Genomic DNA, 15,326 nt, shown 5'->3' on the forward strand with positions numbered 1-15,326 from the left:
GCCGCGGCGCCTGCGCCTTGCCAGACTCCCGAATCCCGGCCGGTGCGAGGCTCCATTTCGTGTTGACAGGCCCAGGGGGAATATGGCGGAACAGGTCAAAGACACCGAGCGCGCGCAAGCGACGGTGCGGCTGATGAGCGCCTTGCTCGTCACGGTCTATGCGCCGATCCTGGCATGGGCGGGGCAACTGCCCCTGCAGCACGCCGTCATCATGGCCATCCACGGCACGGCGTTCCTGGCCGTTTCCCTGTTGTTGCGGTGGGCGATCGTCCGTTGGCCGGGGAACTACCCGGCCCGGCGCGTGTTCGCGATGGTCAACGACTATTCGGCCCTGGGCTTTCACCTGGCCATGGGCGGCCGCGTGCTGCTTCCCGTCTATGCAGTCGTGCTCTGGATGACCGTGGGATACGGCGTCCGGTACGGCTCGCGTTATCTGGCGGCCGCGACCGGCCTGGCGTTGCTGGACCTGGCGGTGGTCGCCTATCTGACGCCGTATTGGCGCGAGCAGCCTTACGTCACGGTGACGCTGGCCCTGACCACGCTGATCGTGCCTGCCTATACGCATTTCCTGCTGCGCAGCAACGAGAAATCCCAAGCGCGCGAGCGCGAGGCCACGCTGGCGAAGACGCGCTTCCTGGCGCAGGCCAGCCACGATCTGCGCCAGCCCATCCATTCGATCGCGCTGTTCGCCGATTGCCTGCGCGACGAGAACCTGAACGGGCATCAGCGGCATCTGGTCGACAGTATCGACCGGTCATTGAACAGCGTGTCGCATTTGTTCCGTTCGATCCTGGACAGCTACACGCTGGACAGCGGGAAGCTGGCAGCCAAGCCCGAAGCGGTGCGCCTGCGTGACGTGCTGGACACCGTGGTGCGGGACGCTCGCGATACGGCCTCGGATTGGGCGGAGGCGCCGATCCGGGTCAGGTCGGGCGACTGGCAGGTCCGGACCGACCCGCACCTGCTCAGCACCGTTGTCCAGAACCTGCTGTCGAACGCCGTCAAGTACGGGGAAGGGCGGGCAGTGCTGGTGGCGGCGCGCCGGCGGGGGCGCACCGTCGCCCTGCAAGTCCATGACCGGGGGCGCGGCATCCCGGATGCCCATCTGGGGCGGGTGTTCGAAGAGTTCTATCGGGTGCGCCTGCAGCGCGACAAGGACATCGAAGGGCTGGGGTTGGGGTTGTCGATCGTCAAGCGGCTGTGCGTGCTGCTGGGCCTGCGCGTCAGCATCCGGTCGCGGCCGGGCCGGGGCACGACGGTGACGGTCGAAGGGTTCCCGATCGCCGACGACGCCCAGTCCGTGCAAGCGCCCCGGACGGCTGCGGGCGCAAGCCGTCTGAACGGGCTGCGCGTCCTGCTGATCGAGGACGACGTGAACGTGCTGATGGCGACCGCCCTGCTGCTGGAGCGGTGGGGCTGCGTGGTGGAACGGGCAAGCGCGATGCCGGCGGCGCCGGATTGCGACGTCGTCATCAGCGACTACGACCTGAACGCCGAGATGACCGGCGCCGAGTGCATTGCGCGGGTCCGGGAACGGCTGGGGACGCAGGTGCCCGCCGTGCTGCTGACCGGCCATGACACGAAGGCGATCCGGGATGTCCTGCCGGACCCGGCGCTGCCCATTCTTGCCAAGCCGATCCGCGCTGCGGAATTGAGGTCGTTGCTGACGACCTTGGCGCTGGCCGCGCAAACGGGGCGTCCCGAGCGGGCGGCGACGCCTTGATCAGGCGGCAGCGCGCCGCCGCACGCCCGCCTTGGCGGCCAGGACCGCGGCGGATGCCCGCGTCGGCACGTTCATCGCCTTGAGCAGGGCCGAGACATGGATGCGCACCGTGAATGGCGAGATGTCCAGGATCCGGGCGATTTCCTTGTTGGTCAGGCCTTCAACCAGCATGGCGAGCACGTCGCGTTGCCGTTGCGTCAGGCCGGCGACCACGCTGGCCAGGTCGGTGTCGCCGGACAGGTTCGGCCGGTTGTAGCGGACCACGATATCGCCGGCCCGGATAGCCAGGATCGCCTCGCCAATTTCGGCCGGCGACACCGATTTGCCGATGAAGCCGTCCGCGCCTGACGCCATGACGGCATCGATCTTCTGTTTGTCGTTGATCACAGAGACCACGATCAGCGAGCTGCGCGGGCACAGCCGCCGCAACGCTGAAATCCAGTCGACCGTGTTGCCCTCGGGAAACAACAGGTCCAGCACCAGCGTATCCGGCGCCCCGTCCCGGCGGATCAGTTCGAACACGTCTTCAAGGCGGTCGGCCTCTTGCAGTACGGCGGCGGGGGCAATGCGCCGGATGATCTCGCACATGCCCATCCGGAACGTGGGATGGTCGTCCGAAATCAGGAATCGCTCGGGCGGGCCGGATCCATTTGCCATTATTTTGATCGTCTAGCAGGTGCTTTCCGCGGAGGGGAATTTTCCCGCATGTTATGCGCAGAGGCTGCGTTTCCGGGCAGGAAGCAGCCTAAGGTTGATAAATGTTACGTTTTGAAACTGGCGCGCGGCGGCACCGCCACCGGCCGCCTGCGACGCGTTATTGCAGCCCGTTCCAGCGCGCCACCGAGGGCTCGGCCGCCGCCCACTTCCATTGCCCGCCGGGTTGGCGGCAGATCATGCTGGTGTAGGCGGGCGCGGGCGCGTCGTCCTGGTCCACCGTGAACAGCACTTCGCGGCAGCGCGCCAGCGGCGTGTCGATGTCGCGCACCACCTGGATGCCGCCGCGCTCGTTGCCGACGGGCAGCGCATGGCGGATCTGCCATTGGCGCACCTGGCCGATGGGCAGTTCGCCCGCCGCGTTGGCCATCACGTTCTGCTGATCGTTCTTCCACTCGCGCAGCACATATTTCACCGTGGCGTCGACTGCGGCCTGCACGGTGACGCCGATGGCGTAGCCCGCGACAGGATTCGCGGTGGCGGCCCCGCTGACGGTGCCCACCACAGCGCCCGTGGCGCCGCCGATGGAGGCGCTTTGGCAGCCGCTCAGCCCGATGGCGGCAGCCAGCATCGCCAGCAGGCCTGCGCGGCGCATCACTGCAACGATCCCCAGCGCGCCGTCGCCGGTTCAGCGTTCGCCCACCGCCATTGCGCGCCGTCGCGGCAGACCGTCGTGACGAAGAATTCTCGCAACGGTTCGTCGCCTGCCTTGTCGGCGGGTGTGTCGATCGAGAAAACGACTTCCTTGCATTCCAGGCCGACGCCGCCGAAAGCCCGGCTGACGGCGACCTGGCCGTGCGCATCGCTTTCGATGGGAAGCTGGTGCTTGACGCTCCAGGGCGCGACGGCGCCGACGTCGAGCGGGCCGGCGGCGCTGGCAATGGCGTCTTGTTCTTCGCCTCGGGTCTTGCGTTGAGCGTAGGCCAGCGCGGCCTTGGCGCCCGCCTGCACGCCCAGGCCGATGCCGGTGGCGACGGTCGCGTTGTCCGTGACTTTGTTGGCGATGGCGGTGCCGGCGATACCCGCGGCGGCGCCGGTGCCTTCGCTCAGCAGCGAGCTGCAGCCGGACAGCGGGGCCAGCGCGGCAAGGGCGATCAGGGCAAGTGCGCGGCGGTTCGTGCGGCGTGGCGAATGGGTGAACAAGCGGCGTGCCCTCCTGCGTGATACGTGGCGCCGCAAGTATAGGAGGGCAGGCGGCGGCGTGGGCGCGGCCTTTGCATTTCTTGGCATTCCGCCCGCGCGCGAGGACGCGGTCCGTGTCGCGTATCGTGGCCAGGCGGGGTGGAATATCGCCCGGGGACCCGCCAAGCATTTACGGGCCGGGCCGCGTACCCTTGGTATAGACCTCGCGCAAGGCTGATGCGAACAACGCGTCCACATTGCGCCGCAAGCCGTCGGCGCGCGTGAACAGCGAGATCGGCGGGAGGGTCCAGTCGAACGAATAGGGCACGATGGCCGCGCCCGCGATGCGCACCAGTTCATCGGCGATGTCGGCGGGCAGGATCGACACGGCGCGGTCGCTGGCCACGATCATTTCGCCGATCAGCTTGGACGAATCGCTTTGCACCGACGGCGGCGGCGGCGGCAGGCCGGCGCGCAGGAAGATGTCGGCCACCTGTTCCCGGATGGGGCTGCCCGGGGTGCCCAGGATCCAGTCCAGGTCGGCCAGCCGGTTCCATTCCAGGCGGGACCGGCCCAGCCGCGCGGCCAGGCGGCGGCTGGCGATCAGGCGCGGCTGCTGGTGATACAGCACTTCGAAATCGATGTTGCTCAAGTCCACCGAGGGCGTGGCCCACCCCACCACGATGTCCAGGGTGTGGTCGCGCAGTTGGCGCAGCAGGGCAGGCCCCTGGCCTTCGTGGATGGTGGCAGTGATGCGGCGGCCTTGCGGCAGGGTGCGGCTGATGGCTGCCGACAGCATTTGGCCCGACACGAAGGGGATGACCCCGATGTGCAGGTGGGCGGCATGGCCGGCCGCCACGGCCTCCATTTCCTGCACCAGGTGGCCCAGGTCATGGACCAGCCCCCGGGCGCGCGCCAGCACCACGGCGCCCAGCGCGGTGGGGGTCATGCCCCGGACCGACCGGTCGAAGAGCGGCACGTCGAACATGCTTTCCAGTTCGGCCAGGGCGTTGGTCACTGCCGGTTGGCTGGTGGCCATGTGTTCGGCCACCCGGGTCAGCGACCCGTGCTGCTCGATCTGCAGCAGCAGCATCAGGTGGCGCATCTTCAGGCGCGACGTCAATTTCCGGATGACGGCATCCGGGTCGAACGCTGTCATAGACAAGCCATAAGGTAAAGGTAATGGAACAATATTAAATCCGAATCATCGTCTTATGTCTTGGGGCCTAGAATTTTTGCATATTCAAGACAGCGAGGCTACCGCCCCATGAACAACCCTTCCGACCGCCAGGCAGCACTGGACTATCACGAGTTCCCCACCCCGGGAAAGATTTCTGTGGTGGCTTCCAAGCCGCTCGTCAACCAGCGCGACCTGGCGCTGGCGTACTCGCCGGGCGTGGCCTCGGCGTGTGAAGAGATCGTGGCCGACCCGGCCAACGTCTACCGCTACACCGCGCGCGGCAACCTGGTGGGCGTGATCACCAACGGCACCGCGGTGCTGGGCCTGGGCAACATCGGCGCGCTGGCCTCCAAGCCGGTCATGGAAGGCAAGGCGGTGCTGTTCAAGAAGTTCGCCGGCCTGGATGTCTTCGACATCGAAATCAACGAAACCGATCCGGACAAGCTGGTCGAGATCATCGCCGGCCTGGAAGCCACCTTCGGCGGCATCAACCTGGAAGACATCAAGGCCCCGGAATGCTTTACCGTCGAGCGCAAGCTCCGTGAACGCATGAAGATCCCGGTCTTCCACGACGACCAGCACGGCACCGCCATCACCGTGTCGGCCGCCTTCATCAACGGCTTGAAGGTCGTTGGCAAGGACATCAAGTCGGTCAAGGTCGTGACCTCCGGCGCGGGCGCCGCCGCGCTGGCCTGCCTGGACCTGATGGTGGACCTGGGCCTGCCGCTGGAAAACATCTGGGTGACGGACATCGAAGGCGTGGTCTTCGAAGGCCGCACCGTGCTGATGGACCCGGACAAGGCGCGTTTCGCGCAGAAGACGGATGCGCGCAAGCTGGCCGAAGTGATCCAGGACGCCGACGTGTTCCTGGGCCTGTCCGCGGGCGGCGTGCTCAAACCGGAAATGGTCGCCACGATGGGTCCGCGCCCGCTGATCCTGGCGCTGGCCAACCCCACGCCGGAGATCCTGCCGGAAGTGGCGCACGGCGTGCGCGACGACGTCGTCATGGCCACGGGCCGTTCGGACTACCCGAACCAGGTCAACAACGTGCTGTGCTTCCCGTACATCTTCCGCGGGGCGCTGGACGTGGGCGCAACCACCATCACGCGCGAAATGGAAATGGCGGCGGTGTATGCCATTGCCCAGTTGGCCGAAGAGGAACAGAACGAAGTCGTGGCCGCCGCTTACGGCACTTATGACATCTCGTTCGGCCCTGAGTACCTGATCCCCAAGCCGTTCGATCCGCGCCTGATCGTGCGCATCGCGCCGGCCGTGGCCAAGGCGGCGATGGACGGCGGCGTGGCCACGCGTCCGCTGGCCGACCTGGAAGCCTACGAAGAGCAGTTGCAGCAGTTCGTGTACCACTCGGGCGCGTTCATGAAACCGCTGTTCTCGGCGGCCAAGCGCATCGTGCGGGGCGGCGGCAAGTCGCGCATCGTGTTCACGGAAGGCGAAGACGAACGCGTGCTGCGCGCCGTGCAGGTGATCGTCGACGAAGGCCTGGCGCGTCCCATCCTGGTGGGCCGGCCCGCGGTGCTGCTGTCGCGCATCGAGAAATTCGGCCTGCGCCTGCGCCTGGGCGAAGACGTCGAAGTGACCAACCCGGAATACGACGAGCGCTTCCACCAGTACTGGACCACCTACTGGGAACTGATGTGCCGCCGTGGCATCACCAAGGAAATGGCGCGCGTGGAAATGCGCCGCCGACTGACCTTGATCGGCGCGATGATGGTGCATCTGGGCGATGCCGACGGCATGGTCTGCGGCACGGTCGGCGCCTATCACGACCACCTGCGTTTCGTGGACGAAGTGATCGGCCGCCGTCCGGGCCACAACGTGTACGCCGCGATGAACATCCTGCTGCTCAACGAGCGCACGGTGGTGCTGGTGGACACGCATGTGAACGACGAACCCACGGCAGAGCAGATCGCCGAATTCACGGTGATGGCGGCGCAGGAAATGGCCCGCATGAACCTGGCGCCGAAGGTGGCGTTGCTGTCGCGGTCGAACTTCGGTTCGGGCAGCTCGGCCTCGGGCGCCAAGATGCGCCGCGCCCTGGAGATCGTGCGCGACCAGGCGCCCGACCTGGAAATCGACGGTGAAATGCATGGCGACTGCGCGCTGGACGAAGCGCTGCGCATGCGCATCCTGCCGTCCTCCACGCTGAAGGGCGAAGCGAACCTGCTGGTGTGCCCGAACGTGGACTCGGGCAACATCGCCTACAACCTGCTGAAGACGGCCGCCGGCGGCAATGTGGCGGTGGGTCCGTTCCTGCTGGGCGCCAACGCGCCGGTGCACATCCTGACGTCAAGCTCGACCGTGCGCCGCATCATCAATATGACGGCCATGACCGTGCTGGACGCCAACCGGGTAGAGTAGGGAGGCCCCCACGCCGCACACGCTTTGCGTGCTTGCTGCCCCCCGAGGGGGCGCTTTTTTCCTTGGGGCGGCCCGGCGGAGAAAGGGGGCCCCCCACGCGGCGCACGCTTCGCGTGCTTGCTGCCCCCCGAGGGGGTGCCTTTTTCCTTGGGGCGGCCCGGCGGAAAAAGGGTGCCCCCACGCGGCACACGCTTCGCGTGCTTGCTGCCCCCCGAGGGGGCGCCTTTTTCCTTGGGGCGGCCCGGCGGAAAAAGGGTGCCCCCCACGCGGCGCACGCTTTGCGTGCTTGCAGAAAAAATGCCCCTACGGGGGCATTTTTCTTTGGGGCGGTGGCCTTAGTTACTGCTGGCCTTCCAGGTGCCGTCGGGCTGCTTGCAGAACCAGAACTGCCACTTTTCGGTGGTGCTGGTGCGTGCGAAGTCGGCCACCAGGAAGCGGCAGACGCGGTCGTCCTTGACCTTGCTGGTCTGCGTGGGCGTCAGCTGCGCGGTGATCGGCGCGGCTCTTTTGGGCTGCGCCTTGCTGGTCCATTCGGTGCGCTGGCCGTCGGCCGAGCTGTTCAGCGCCTGTGCGATGGCTTCATGGAACGACGTCCGGTCGCCTTTGGGGATCTCGGTGATGAGCGAGTTGTTCAGCATTACCGGCGGCGCGGCCACGGCGGCGGCCGATAAACCGGTCGCGATGAGCAACGCGGCGAGAACACGGGTGGTTTTCAAGATGGGCTCCCTGTCTGATGGATCAGATTGTCATGCTTGTCCATGCGCTGATAGTACGCGAACCCATTCCTTTTTCAATCCGCTTGCCCGCACGCCGGTTGACTTGACGCGCCCGGGTGAAAAAAAGGCCGCCCTATTGCAGGCGGCCAAGGTACAACAAGGGGAGGGAGTTGATCGTTGCGGGGCAGATCAGTTGCCGTGGTAGACGCCAGCAAAGGGCATGTCATTGGGTTCGACGTTGCTCACCAGGCCGGCGGCCTTGGCGGCGGCCAGTTCAGCTTGCACGTCAGCCCGGGTCTTGCCCGACTGGGGGGCGCCGTACACGCCTTGGAACGGCACGTTGTTCGGTTCGACGTTGGTCACCAGGCCGGCAGCCTTGGCGGCAGCCAGTTCGGCTTGCACCTGGGCGCGGGTCGGGCCTTCGTACGGGGTGCCATAAACGCCTTGGAACGGCACATTGTTGGGTTCGATGTTTTGCGATGCGTAGGCGCCGGCGCTCAGGGCGGCCAAGGACAACATCAGTGCGGTAGCGAGGGTCTTCTTCATGGTAAATCTCCGATTTCAAGAGCCTAGGGTGCGAATCCGGCGGCCTATCCGTCGTGGTTCGTTGCTGTTTCCCGATGACTGAATTCTGCGCCGAATCGAGATAGGGATAAACCCGTATATCGGTAAAACATATTTCCATAAATGGGAAGAAGATGTTCGATTTAATAGATAGTATCCATTTATGGAATCAATAGCGCAAAAGTGAGTCCGCTGGAGCCCGCATGGAAAAGGTCCGCCTGACGCGTGAGAAAGCCACGCTGCTGATCACGCTGTACGCCAAGGCCGAAGAAAGCCGCATGCCCGATTCGCTGCTGCAGGACCATTACGCCGCCGGGGCCGTGGCGCGGATCGACTACGATTTCTCCTCGTTGGGGATGCGCCGCGACGAAATGATCGGGCTGGCCATGCGGGCGTACACGCTGGACGCCTGGGTGCGGGAATTCATCGCCGCGCATCCCGGCGCCACCGTGCTGCATCTGGGCTGCGGCATGGATAGCCGGGTGTTCCGCGTGGACCCGCCGCCCGGGGTCAACTGGTTCGACGTGGATTATCCCGACGTGATCGACCTGCGCCGTGCCTTATATCCCCCGCGTTCCGGGTATGAAATGGTGGGGGCGCCGATGTCGGACCTGGGTTGGCTGTCTGGGATTCCCACCGACAAACCCGTCTTGGTGGTGGCCGAAGGGCTGTTCCTGTACCTGTCCGAGGACGAGGTGTTGCCATTGCTGCGCACCGTGACCACCCAGTTCCCGTCGGGCGAGGTCGCGTTCGACGCCTACAGCCGGATGGGGCTGGCGCTGGCGTCGCGCAACCGCATGTTCCGGGCGACGGGCGCGGTGATGCGCTGGAGCCTGGACAATCCGCTGGATCTTGAGGCGCAGGTGCCCGGCCTGCGGCTGCGCGACGAGCAATGGGTGTATGAGGAAAGCGATGGGCGGCAGTGGGCCCGGTACACCTGGCCCGCCAGGGCCGCTGTCTGGTTGATGCGGCGGGTTAGGCCGCTGCGGCGCCTGGGCAGGCTGGTGCGCTACCGTTATTAGCCGCGCTGCTTCAGTAGTGGGGCGGCAGCTCGTCGCGCAGGCTGCGCATGGGCGCGGCGCCCTCGGGCGCCTGCTGGCGCAGGTCGGCCACTTCACGCAGCAGCCGGTCTATCTGCTGTTGCTGCCGGACGATGATCTGGTTCAGCTGCTCCAGCAGGTCGTCGGCGAAGCTGGACTTGACCTCCAGTTCGAGCAGGCGGCGTTCGATGTCTTGCGATGGTTCCATGGCGGCTATTAGAACCTATTCCCGCTTTGCGTTTCCAATGGCGATTGCGGGTGCGCGGCTCTACGGGAGACGGATTTGACAAAGCAGGTCGGACGGCGCGGCATGGCGGCGCAACAGGGGGCGCAACAGGGGGCGCAACAGGGGGCGCATTGGGGCGTACGTTGGGCCGCGCGCGGTTCGCTGGCGGCAGGCCTGGCGCAAGCGCTGGCGAACGGCGCCTGGGCGCAAGAGGCCGGCGCCACGCTGCCCCCCGTGGTCGTGACCGGCACGCGCCTGGGCATGGCGATTCTGGACACGCCGGCGTCGGTGGACGTGGTCGAGGGCGCGGCCATGCGCCGGGGGCAGCCCGGAATCAACCTGTCGGAGGGGTTGGCGGGCGTGCCGGGCCTGCAGATCCAGAACCGGCAGAATTATGCGCAGGACCTGCAGATATCCAGCCGTGGTTTTGGCGCCCGGTCCACCTTCGGCGTGCGCGGCGTGCGCCTCTATGTGGACGGCATCCCGGCCACCATGCCGGACGGGCAGGGGCAGACGTCCAACATAGACATCGGTTCGATCGACCGCGTCGAGGTGCTGCGCGGGCCGTTTTCCGCGCTGTACGGCAATTCATCGGGCGGCGTGATCCAGGTCTACACCGAAGACGGGGCGCCGCCGCCCACGCTATCGGCAAGCGGTTGGAGCGGCAGCGACGGCACATGGCGCTATGGTGTGAAAGCCAGCGGCGGCGAGGCGGGCGGGCTGGACTACGTGCTGGACGTGTCCCGCTTCACGACCGATGGCTACCGCGACCACAGCGCGGCGCGCAAGAATCTGGCCAACGCCAAGCTTGGCCTGCAACTGGACGACGCCAGCCGCCTGACCATCGTGGTCAACAGCGTGGACCTGAAAGCGCAGGATCCGCTTGGCCTGACCTACCAGCAGTTCCAGGACGACCCACGCAGTGCTCCGCTGGCCGAACAGTACGACACCCGCAAGACGGTGCGCCAGACGCAGGGCGGCGTGGTGTACGAACGGCAGGTCGATAGCCGCAATACCTTGCGCGTGATGGCGTATTACGGGCAGCGCGACACCACCCAGTACCAGTCGATTCCCCCGGCGGCGCAACTGGCGCCCACGCAGGCGGGCGGCGTCATCGACCTGGCGCGCCAGTATGGCGGCGCGGATCTGCGCTGGACATCCGAGCTGGACTTGGCAGGCCGGCCGCTGACGCTGATCGGCGGATTCTCCTACGATTCCATGCGCGAAGACCGCAAGGGCTATCAGAATTTCACGGGCACGGGCGCCGATCAGCAACTGGGCGTGCAGGGCGCGCTGCGGCGCGACGAGACCAACACCGTCTACAACGCCGACCCCTATGTGCAGGCGTCATGGAAGGCGTCCGAGCGTTGGACGGTGGACGCCGGCCTGCGCTACAGCACGGTCCGCTTCGATTCCGACGACCACTACCTCACCGCCGGCAATGGCGACGACAGCGGCGGTGCACGCTACCGCAAGGCGCTGCCGGTGGTTGCGCTGCGCTACGCGGCCAGCGCGGATGTCAGCGTGTACGCCTCGTATGGGCGGGGCTTCGAGACGCCCACCCTGAATGAGATTTCGTACCGGCCCGGCGGCGTGCCGGGTTTGAATTTCGGCTTGGCGCCGTCGTTGAGCACCAATCTGGAAGCCGGCGTGAAGGCCCGCTTGGCAGGCGGTCTGGCGACGGCTGCCGTCTTTCACACGGGCACCGACAACGAGATCGTGTCCGCCGGTAGCTCGGGCGGGCGCACCAGTTACCAGAACGCCGGGCGTACGCGGCGCGACGGGGTGGAGCTGGGATGGTCGGGGGAAATCGCACGCCACTGGCGCACGCAATTCGCCTATACGTGGCTGAACGCGCGGTACGCGGACGACGGCTCCGGAGACATCCGGGCCGGCAACAAGATCCCTGGCATCGCGCGGCAGGCGGTGTTTGCGTCTGTGGCCTGGGCGCCGCCCGAAGGCTGGCAGGCGTCGGTAGAAGGCCGCTACCTGAGCAAGATCTACGTCAACGATGCGAACGATCAGGACGCGCCCGGCTACTTCGTGGCGGCGGTAAGCGGGGGCTATGTGAAGCGGCTGGGCGCGTGGGAATTGAATGCCTACGCGCGCGTGGACAACCTGTTCGACCGGCGCTACGCCGGGTCCGTGATCGTCAACGAAAGCAACGGCCGCTACTACGAGCCCGCCGCCGGACGCAGCGTCGGCGTGGGCATCGGCGTGGCGTACCGGTTCTAGCGCGGCACGCCGTCAGTCTGGCGCATCCGGATAGCAGACGCCGTAGTCTTCGCAAGCCGGACAACCGGGCGCGGCGGACGGCGGCAGGCCCGCGTGCTCACAGGCCGAATACGCCAGGAATTGCTTCCAGCGCAAGTTGCGCGTGTTGCGGATCACCAGGCCCGGGTAGTGGCGCGCCAGCAGGAAGGTCACGTCCTCGCGCCCCGACAAGCCCAGGTCGCGCCATAGATGGTCGGGCCGCAGGCAGGCGTGCACCAGCACGCCGGTGACCCAGGGCGTGGTGTCGTGTTCGGGGGCGCGGTACGCCTCCAACAGCACGCGCAGCAGCAGGGTGAAGCCGGGCTGGGGATCGCCCCGGCCCCGCGCGGCATACCCTGCGGCTTGCTCGCGCAACGCGGCCAGCCGCGCATCGTCCGATGCCAGGGCGCCGGGAAACAGGTGATGGAGCAACTGTTGCAGCTCGTTGGGGCAGAGGCCGCTGCGCGCCAGGTCCTGGTGCGCGAGGCTGGTGCCGATCACGGTGGCGAAAAAGCCGGCATCGGGATGGCCGGGCGGCGCGTGATGCAGCAGGGCGCGGGCAAACCGTTGGGCCGGCGCGGAGAAATCCGCCAAGGCGGGGGGAGGGGTCAGCACGGCGTCCATGGGCGTGTGGCGGTCGCTAGATTCGTTCAAATGTTAATGAAATCGCTATATTGCGGAATATATAACGAAAGGGGGTCGAAATTCCGTGATGCGGAATAAATACGCCTCAGGATTTACCCGCGAGCGGGGCGCGGCCCGGGGGTATGATCGGTGTCCCTGATTTCCTGGGTTTGCCCTCCGCATGTCGCGCAACTTCCGTCCCGCAGTCTCCCGAATGACCGGCGCCATCCTGCTGGCGCTGGCTGGCCTGGCGGTTACGCCGCCGCCGGTCGCGGCGTCCGATATCGGCGCCGCCATCGAGTCCATCCGCCTGTCGCGCTATCCGTTGCGCGAGCCTGAGCGGCGCGTCTGGGGCACCGAGAACGTGCGCGATGCGCTGCTGGTCGGCCAAATGGAGAACCGCCTGTACCTGTACCGCTACGTGCGGGGCACGGGCAAGGAATTCCACCTGGACTTCCGTTCCCGGCCCCTGGTGATCGACCCCGCCGCGTGGAAGGCGTCGCGCGAAGAGAATGTGGCGGTCAGGGCGCCGCGCAACGACGAGACCCTGTATTGGGTAGGCTACACCTACAACGACGCGGATGCCTCGCGGTCCGACGGATTCCTGGTGGATGCGGCGGGCAACGTGGCAACGGTCCGCGCGGACGCCTACCTTGCCATCGTGACCGCCAACCCGCCGTGGGACGAGGCGCGCAAGGCGCAGGCCCTGGCCACGCTGCAGCAGGTGCTCACGAACTACCCTGGTCGACTGAAGGCGTTCCCGGTCACGGTGCGCTTCGAGCATCAGGCGCCGGTGGATGTGACGGCCACGTTCCGCACGCTGCATCAGGTCGCGCGCGCCATCCCGCGCGCCAAGAGCGCGGAGTTCGCCCGCGCGCTGGCAGACCTGCGCCGCTTCGTGATGGAGCAGGATTTTCGCGAGATCGATCCGGGCGGCAAGGATCCCGAGATGCTGACGGCATTGAACGACTATGGCTTCTGGCTGACCGAATCGGGCGACGCCGTGCAGGCTGACCGCGTCTTGAGCGACGTGCTGCGGCGCGACCCTGCGCGCACCGCAGCCTACCTGAACCGGGCGGACGCGCGCTGGGCGCAGAGCGCGAAGGCCGGTGACAGGCGCGGCTACTTCGAGACGTTGGCACGCGAGGACTATCGCCTGTATTGCACCCAGCGCCTGGCGGCCAAGGAGCCGATCCCCGGCAATATCGCCAGCCGCATCAGTGCCGCCTTGAACGAGAAAACGCTGGACGCGGCGGTCTGCCGGCCGCGGCTGGCCATCTTCAAGGCGATTCGGGCGGATGACGTGGACGCGGTGCGCGCCGAGTTGGCGCGCGGGCAAGACCCCAACGGCGTGAACGAGAACGGCACGTCGGCGCTGGCCGTGGCGGTGTCGGCCAAGCAGCTGGAGATCGTGCAGGTCCTGCTGGCGGCGGGCGCACGCGCGGACGGCCCCAACAACGGGTTCGTGCTGCTGGCCAGTGCCTTGCCGGACGCCAAGGACACGCGTCCTGCGGCGGAGCGCTATGCGCTGGCCGATGCCCTGATCGGGGCGGGCGCGCCGGTGAATGCCGTCGACTACAACGGCACGCCGTTGCTGGTGCGGCGCATTTCGTACTACAGCGAAGACAAGGACAGCCTGGCGTATCTGCTGGCCAAGGGCGCAAACCCGAACGCGCGCGAAAAGGACGGCCGCTCTGCGCTGCACGCCGCCATGGGTTCGCCCAGCCGTTTCTGGTTCGCCGAGCAGTTGCTGGCCAAGGGCGCGGACATCAACGCGGCCTATGTCCGGATGGTCTACGGCAACCGCGGCATGTGGGAAACGCCTTTGCTGGAAGCGCTGCGCGAATCGAACAGCGGCGAGTTGACGCCGACGGCGGTGTTTCCGGTCTCGGAACGCGTGACCTTCGCCTTGGCGCACGGGGCGGACGCGGCGGTGGGCGGCTATAGCGCCAGCAAGACGCCCGAACGCAACGGCCTGAACGAAGCCTTCAGCCTGGCGGCGCGCACCCTGCAGCCGGCGCTGGTGGATCAGTTGGCGCAAGCCGCCGGCCAGCCGCGGCTGCCGTTGACGCCGGAATCGCTATCCAGCTTGCTCAGCGTGTGGAATCAGGTGGAGATCCGCGCGGGCACCAAGCAGAACGGCTCCGAATGGGACGGCCAGCGCGCCAGGCTGCGCGCCACCGCCGACCGCCTGCTGGCGGCCGGCGTGCCGTTGACGCGCGCGGACGACGCCACGGGTGTCACCTACAACAACATTGCGCCGCTCAGTTTGCCGTGGCTGCCCGATGACCTGTATCGGGAGTGGCTGGAGAAGGGCGCCGACGCCTCGGACCGGACCGACAAGAGCGTGCGCATCGACGGGGTGGCGGATGCCGACGCCTTGCCGCTGGTGATCATGCTGCGCCTGGGCAAGGAAGCCAAGGCGAAGATGTTGCTGGAACATGACGCCGGGTTGTACCGCACGCCGTGGCGTTGCGGCATGGCGGTGGCCGATGTGCTGGCGTGGCAGCTGGACGACGGCGGGCCGCTCAGCCCGACGGGCGCGCGGGCCGTGAAACAGGTACTGGACGGCGCGGCGGCCGCAGCCAGTTGCGATCTGAACCAGGTCTCGCGCGTGCAGCCGCACGTCGGCGTGTCGGCCAACGATTTGATCAGGCAGGTGGGTGTGGCCTTGACGGTGACCGCGCCGAAGTAGGTCTGCAAGCCCCTTCGTTGGGTATGCAAGCCCCGCAACGTAAAACAGGCGCCCGAAGGCGCCTGTTTTTTTTGCTTCAACGGCAAGCCG

The 15,326-nt window shown here is 66.9% G+C and carries 13 protein-coding genes; 5 read left to right on the forward strand and 8 right to left on the reverse strand.

Translation table 11 applies throughout. The features are described 5' to 3' along the window. The first annotated feature begins 82 nt into the window (after positions 1 to 82). Entirely contained in the window at positions 83 to 1,723 is a 1,641-nt protein-coding gene (locus HG262_RS16300; protein WP_169271996.1) for an ATP-binding protein, read from the forward strand. Here the strand turns inward: HG262_RS16300 and HG262_RS16305 are convergent, their stop codons facing one another. The 4 genes from HG262_RS16305 to HG262_RS16320 all read right to left on the reverse strand — a co-directional run bounded on the left by HG262_RS16305 (position 1,724) and on the right by HG262_RS16320 (position 4,718). Next, positions 1,724 to 2,380: a response regulator transcription factor gene (locus tag HG262_RS16305; RefSeq protein ID WP_169271997.1), complete on the reverse strand. Its 657-nt coding sequence runs from the start codon at positions 2,378 to 2,380 to the stop codon at positions 1,724 to 1,726. A gap of 157 nt (positions 2,381 to 2,537) precedes the next feature. Further along, positions 2,538 to 3,032 carry a hypothetical protein gene (locus tag HG262_RS16310; RefSeq protein ID WP_169272043.1) on the reverse strand — a complete coding sequence of 165 codons (495 nt, stop codon included), beginning with the start codon at positions 3,030 to 3,032 and terminating at the stop codon, positions 2,538 to 2,540. Further along, complete coding sequence (locus HG262_RS16315) at positions 3,032 to 3,580, reverse strand: hypothetical protein (RefSeq protein WP_169271998.1); 549 nt, start codon at positions 3,578 to 3,580, stop codon at positions 3,032 to 3,034. The genes HG262_RS16310 and HG262_RS16315 overlap by 1 nt, the downstream gene beginning before the upstream one ends. A 169-nt stretch (positions 3,581 to 3,749) precedes the next feature. Beyond that, positions 3,750 to 4,718 carry a LysR substrate-binding domain-containing protein gene (locus HG262_RS16320; protein WP_169271999.1) on the reverse strand — a complete coding sequence of 323 codons (969 nt, stop codon included), beginning with the start codon at positions 4,716 to 4,718 and terminating at the stop codon, positions 3,750 to 3,752. 108 nt (positions 4,719 to 4,826) lie between these two features. Between HG262_RS16320 and HG262_RS16325 the strand changes: the two genes are divergently transcribed. Next, positions 4,827 to 7,118: an NADP-dependent malic enzyme gene (locus HG262_RS16325; protein WP_169272000.1), complete on the forward strand. Its 2,292-nt coding sequence runs from the start codon at positions 4,827 to 4,829 to the stop codon at positions 7,116 to 7,118. A 335-nt stretch (positions 7,119 to 7,453) separates the two neighbouring features. Here HG262_RS16325 and HG262_RS16330 read toward each other — a convergent pair whose 3' ends face one another. Then, entirely contained in the window at positions 7,454 to 7,834 is a 381-nt protein-coding gene (locus tag HG262_RS16330) for a hypothetical protein (RefSeq protein WP_169272001.1), read from the reverse strand. A 189-nt stretch (positions 7,835 to 8,023) separates the two neighbouring features. Then, positions 8,024 to 8,380 (reverse strand): DUF4148 domain-containing protein, encoded by a 357-nt coding sequence (locus tag HG262_RS16335; protein WP_088589517.1) that lies wholly within the window; start codon positions 8,378 to 8,380, stop codon positions 8,024 to 8,026. Between the two features lie 221 nt (positions 8,381 to 8,601). On the opposite strand from HG262_RS16335, the gene HG262_RS16340 reads away from it, so the two are divergent. Further along, positions 8,602 to 9,420, forward strand: coding sequence for a class I SAM-dependent methyltransferase (locus HG262_RS16340; RefSeq protein WP_169272002.1), 819 nt, complete (start codon positions 8,602 to 8,604; stop codon positions 9,418 to 9,420). Positions 9,421 to 9,430: 10 nt separating this feature from the next. Here the strand turns inward: HG262_RS16340 and HG262_RS16345 are convergent, their stop codons facing one another. Next, positions 9,431 to 9,646: a SlyX family protein gene (locus tag HG262_RS16345; protein WP_169272003.1), complete on the reverse strand. Its 216-nt coding sequence runs from the start codon at positions 9,644 to 9,646 to the stop codon at positions 9,431 to 9,433. 75 nt (positions 9,647 to 9,721) lie between these two features. Between HG262_RS16345 and HG262_RS16350 the strand changes: the two genes are divergently transcribed. Further along, the gene (locus tag HG262_RS16350; RefSeq protein WP_248293377.1) at positions 9,722 to 11,899 is read left to right on the forward strand and encodes a TonB-dependent receptor; all 2,178 of its coding nucleotides are present in this window, start codon (positions 9,722 to 9,724) and stop codon (positions 11,897 to 11,899) included. Between the two features lie 12 nt (positions 11,900 to 11,911). On the opposite strand, the gene HG262_RS16355 is transcribed toward HG262_RS16350, so the two are convergent. Next, complete coding sequence (locus HG262_RS16355; RefSeq protein ID WP_169272045.1) at positions 11,912 to 12,541, reverse strand: nitrogen fixation protein NifQ; 630 nt, start codon at positions 12,539 to 12,541, stop codon at positions 11,912 to 11,914. A 214-nt stretch (positions 12,542 to 12,755) separates the two neighbouring features. On the opposite strand from HG262_RS16355, the gene HG262_RS16360 reads away from it, so the two are divergent. After that, positions 12,756 to 15,236 (forward strand): ankyrin repeat domain-containing protein, encoded by a 2,481-nt coding sequence (locus HG262_RS16360; protein WP_169272004.1) that lies wholly within the window; start codon positions 12,756 to 12,758, stop codon positions 15,234 to 15,236. Positions 15,237 to 15,326 lie beyond the last annotated feature (90 nt).

This window comes from Achromobacter sp. Bel, from assembly GCF_012928505.1.
In the GTDB taxonomy this organism is placed as follows: domain Bacteria; phylum Pseudomonadota; class Gammaproteobacteria; order Burkholderiales; family Burkholderiaceae_B; genus Achromobacter.